Source organism: Endozoicomonas sp. SESOKO2 (assembly GCF_024606245.1).
Classification (GTDB): Bacteria; Pseudomonadota; Gammaproteobacteria; order Pseudomonadales; family Endozoicomonadaceae; genus Endozoicomonas_A.
This window is the reverse complement of record NZ_JAHHPQ010000703.1, coordinates 1-4,259: the sequence shown is the minus strand read 5'-3', so window position 1 is coordinate 4,259 and position 4,259 is coordinate 1. Positions and strand designations below refer to the sequence as shown.

7 protein-coding genes are annotated in these 4,259 nt (G+C 44.4%); all 7 read right to left on the bottom strand.

The genetic code is table 11. From position 1 onward, the window contains the following. Window positions 1-283: 283 nt before the first annotated feature. The 7 genes from KDK17_RS16965 to KDK17_RS16935 all read right to left on the bottom strand — a co-directional run bounded on the left by KDK17_RS16965 (window position 284) and on the right by KDK17_RS16935 (window position 4,208). Window positions 284-1,210: a glycosyltransferase family A protein gene (locus tag KDK17_RS16965; RefSeq protein WP_257254540.1), complete on the bottom strand. Its 927-nt coding sequence runs from the start codon at window positions 1,208-1,210 to the stop codon at window positions 284-286. Continuing rightward, the gene (locus tag KDK17_RS16960) at window positions 1,207-2,154 is read right to left on the bottom strand and encodes a lipopolysaccharide kinase InaA family protein (protein WP_257254539.1); all 948 of its coding nucleotides are present in this window, start codon (window positions 2,152-2,154) and stop codon (window positions 1,207-1,209) included. The genes KDK17_RS16965 and KDK17_RS16960 overlap by 4 nt, the downstream gene beginning before the upstream one ends. Before the next feature lies 1 nt (window position 2,155). Then, window positions 2,156-2,920 (bottom strand): lipopolysaccharide kinase InaA family protein, encoded by a 765-nt coding sequence (locus tag KDK17_RS16955; protein ID WP_257288621.1) that lies wholly within the window; start codon window positions 2,918-2,920, stop codon window positions 2,156-2,158. 90 nt (window positions 2,921-3,010) lie between these two features. Further along, window positions 3,011-3,241, bottom strand: coding sequence for a hypothetical protein (locus KDK17_RS16950; protein WP_257254537.1), 231 nt, complete (start codon window positions 3,239-3,241; stop codon window positions 3,011-3,013). A 42-nt stretch (window positions 3,242-3,283) separates the two neighbouring features. Next, entirely contained in the window at window positions 3,284-3,523 is a 240-nt protein-coding gene (locus KDK17_RS16945; protein WP_257254536.1) for a BrnA antitoxin family protein, read from the bottom strand. Between the two features lie 96 nt (window positions 3,524-3,619). Further along, window positions 3,620-3,718: a hypothetical protein gene (locus KDK17_RS16940; protein ID WP_257254541.1), complete on the bottom strand. Its 99-nt coding sequence runs from the start codon at window positions 3,716-3,718 to the stop codon at window positions 3,620-3,622. Window positions 3,719-3,923: 205 nt separating this feature from the next. Continuing rightward, complete coding sequence (locus tag KDK17_RS16935) at window positions 3,924-4,208, bottom strand: hypothetical protein (protein WP_257288620.1); 285 nt, start codon at window positions 4,206-4,208, stop codon at window positions 3,924-3,926. Window positions 4,209-4,259: the final 51 nt, after the last annotated feature.

The following is a 4,259-nucleotide window of genomic DNA, read 5'->3' as shown; positions in this document are numbered from 1 at the left end:
TCAATTATTGAGAGTCATGAATCAAAAGAGGCGACATCTATCCTGACACAGCGGGCTGGCGATGCAGTGAAACTGACCGCTGCATTCTCATACACCCCGAATGACTCAGAGCAAAAAAATAAAATAATGGCCATAGAGATGAACCATTATTTGTGAAGACCTGTCCGATTCAAAACGTGGCTAAGAAAGCGTCTGCAAAAAGCTCTGATCAAACGTGAGCAGCCAGATTTTTTTGAAGATGAGTTTTCCGAAAGGCGGTCAGATCCAATGAGTTATTTTTCTATTAACGCTTTGATGATCTTCTCCAGCTGAATAGCATTGCCCTCAATGCTTTTCTGGAATAGCTGGATTTAAAGAAAGTAGAAGGCGATTGCCTGACTGCCTGGCAATAGTACTCCAAGGCGTGTTGGTATTCACCGGCAACATACAGAGATCTGAAAATAGAGAGCAGTCGTCTGGTTTCATACTTTGACTTCAGTGACATAAACTTGCAAGGAAGTCTCGTCGGGCTGAAGACCTCATCGATGAGGTCCAAACCAACAGATAGATCAAGCTTCACGTTGTTTCTCATGCTGTCATCGTGTTTATGTATTTTGGCGACAGGCTTGTTAAGTGTGATGCATTGATAGTTAGCCAGCACATAAGCAAACATGGGGATGTCTTCAACGCATCTAAAGTGAACAGGATACTGATACCCGTCAAAGATCTCCCTGTGCATGGCTGTTGCACCGTTGGCAATAGGCAGTTCATCCTTCAAAAGATACATTTTGAATAGGGCTGTATTATCGTTGGGAACTTTCGGTCTGGGCCGGAAGCGTTCCCTGCCATCAGGTTCCACAGAAATATGAGCGCCAATCACCATACTTACCTCAGGGTATGAATGAATGGCTTGACTCAGACTCCCAAGAGAATGTTCGACCAACTCATCATCGGCATCAAGAAACATTAAATACTGACCAGAAGTCTCCAAAACGCCGCGGTTTCTGGTAGCAGCTAAACCTTTATTAGGTTGAGTAATGGCCCGAAAAGTGCCTGGGTATTGTGCTGTCAACTCGCTGATGACCACTTCCGTATCATCTTGTGAGCCATCATTAATAACCAGCAGCTCATAATCCTTGCATTTCTGTGCTAAGACTGACTTTACAGAGCGTTTTAGAGTATGGGCGTAGTTATAGCAGGGGATGACAATACTGAATAAAGGGGCAGTCATAATGAAGAAGGATCAACAATATCTTTGCTGAGTTGGTTGATAACAGGTGTAAAGAAGGGACTGGCTTGAGGTTCATCTCTCCAGTTCCGGGCGAAACGTGCAAGATCCTTAGGGTATTGCCTTAGATAGGTAGACGAACACGGGTAGCTGGCCAAAGAGTCCAGATCTATCAACAAAGGCCGGTGGTTCTGAATAATGAAATTCTGTCCTTTCAAATCTCCATGAATAATCAGAGATCGCTTCAAGGTGTAAAGGATGTCATCTATTTCCTTAGCAACGACGGGCCACTCGGGCTGAGGCTCAGCGCCTTCAGCAAAATATTTCATAGCATGAATACTTACGACATATTCATGAATAACGAAGCTGGTCTGTTTCAAAGGCCCCCAGCGCTTCTCCAGCAAGGCAACGGGTCGTGCTGTCGGGACACCAATGCTTTCCAGCAGCTGGGCTGCATACCAGGTGACCGCAGCTCTTGAGGGAATCAGGCTACGAGTCAGACTGTAGAGAAAGCCTCTGGAATTGTACCTTTTGATGAAATACTGTTTTTTACCGGATGTCGCAACAGCAACGGTCGTGGCTTTTCCTGTCTTGATGATATGTCCCTGTCTGATAAAGGCGTCGGGCTCAGTAAGAAGGTTTGAAAGCTCCGGGCATTCATCTCTCTGATCGGTAATAGCCAATTGAAACCAGGACTTCTGATAACTAAATCCTGTCCTGGGTTTCAGACATTCTTGTAGCTTTAATTCTTTCTGCTTGCGGATGCGCTGTACTTCGTTCAATAGCTCTGGCGGAGCGTTGTGCGCCTCAAGAAGGCGATCAAACTTGGGTGGTAGTTGTGCAAAATGTTCAGGGCGTTCATTAGCCAACAGAGCCTGATAAATAAATTCAGACTTTTGAGAATCAGAACTCAGTGTATGCCACTTCTGAAGGAATGGGTCAGGCATATTACTCCCTTCCTTCGAAAAAGTTCAGGATTTTTCGGATTCGAACCTTGTCGCTCGCTTTGAGTCGGCCTCCACAATAGAGTTGATAAAACTTTAGCCGTTGAGTGCGTGAAAGATGCTGCTTGCCCATCTTATCAAGGCAGGCCAGATCTTTGGTAATCCCTCGCTCCAGGAAAAAGGGAAGAACCTTCTGGCCAGCAGGACAATCAATGAAACAGATTTCAGGATTTTCATTCTGTGAAACCAGAATATTTCGCCACTTGAGATCAGTGTGGATGAAGCTCTGGTTATGCATGGTTCTGACCGCTGGAGCTAACTGCTCAATAACTCTGGCCATCCAGGTCCGATCTTTCAGCCAATGAATACTGTCTCTGACCATCTGGCGAAGATCCAGAGTATTGGGTGCCTCTTCGGTCACCAGTGCGCCGCGCGTCATAATGCCCCATTGAATTTCCTGCCCATAGGCGACCACCTTGGCGGCAGGAATACCGTGTTCACGGAAAAACAGCATGCTTTCCCATTCCCCCCGGATACGGCTTCTGCCAATGTACCGGCGAAGATTTTTCCCGCCTCCGGTATACCGTTTCAGGTAGTAGCCTTTACCACCAATTTCGGTACGGCACATGGAACTGATGATATCCCGGGTAATTTCAACACCTGCCATGGCAAAAGTGCTTTCGAGCGTAGAGACAGCATTGCCAACCGGCGTGTCATTATAGGATTCCGTCAGTGTCCAGCTGGACGACATCAAAAAAGGAATGTGCATATTGTAAGTGGCCCATAAGTGGGCGGAATCTTCATGAATTCAAAGCTTGGATATTTCGGTTACAGAGGGTATTTCAGACGGTCTTTCACATCAGGAATCGTAGTGATAACGACAGGAAATAATACCGGGAAACATGCCTATTGCTTGAGAGAGTTGGCTGATAGCAGCTTTAGTGAAAACCCCTTCTTTCAAGAAAGCAGAGCATTCACTTTCAAGAATTAATGTTGTCTGTGCAAATTTATCTGCTTCAGATTCCTGTCTGATATATTGTTGATCTTTAGAATCATTTTCTAAGAATGTAATTCTTTTACCATGTAGCAAAACTTCTTCACCGTCCCTTTGACTGCATTTGTCAGGTGGCGGTTACTTCCAAGACATATTGAGTTTACGCTGCTTCTGGGCACAGTCTCTGAGATAAAGATTTATTAGGCTTTGATAGGAAACACCTAAGTCATCCGATAGGGATTTGAAATATTCAATTGCATCTTCATCAATACGAATTGTTATTTTTTTTAATTTTTTTGCATAGGGGTTTTTAATGCCCTTACTGAAATCATACTCTTCCCTCATTGTCTCATCTGCTTTTATAAGCCGTAGCTTCACTTTTGTTAGCTCGTCTCTCAGAGATGATACGAATGATTTCATTCTCACTGCGATAGCAATGGCAAACAACTAACACTTTCAAGCTAACACTCATACCTAAAAAACGAAACGATCTTCTTCATCAGAATGGTCTGGATCACTAATAAGAAAACCATTCTCATCTAAAAATACAGATCTCGCCTCCTCAAAGCTAATTCCATGCTTTTTGAGGTTTTTCTTGGGCTTTTCTACGTCTCACTCGAATGTAAATTTTCTCATGCATAGAGTGCAACTACATTGTAGTGGTTTTCACTTTTTCTACTTATCTGAAGGAAAAGCAGGATTTTTCTTGAGCCACCTAACCCAGAGCTGACGGGCAGCGTAGCTGTGTCCCCGCCAAGCGAGTTGTTAGGTGGCGTAGTTATTTCTGAAGGTGGTTTACGATGATGGCGAGAGTTTCTTCTATTTTGTCAAAACGTTTGTCGTGCTGGTCAAAACGTTTGTCGTGCTGGTCAAAACGTTTGCGGTTCTCAGACTGGTAAGCCTCAATCTTGCGGTCTTGCCGCTCAAACATGAGCCGATTCTCTCGCTGGTTTTCGAGCACAATCTTCTGTGTTTCCCCAGTAATCTCGATGAGCCGATGTACAGCGTTATCCAGCGATTCAAAATGGGATTCAAGTTTCTCTACACGATATTCCAGTGACATACTGCGTACCATTATCATTTGTTGCAGGAGCAGTCAGCATAGCAGACATTG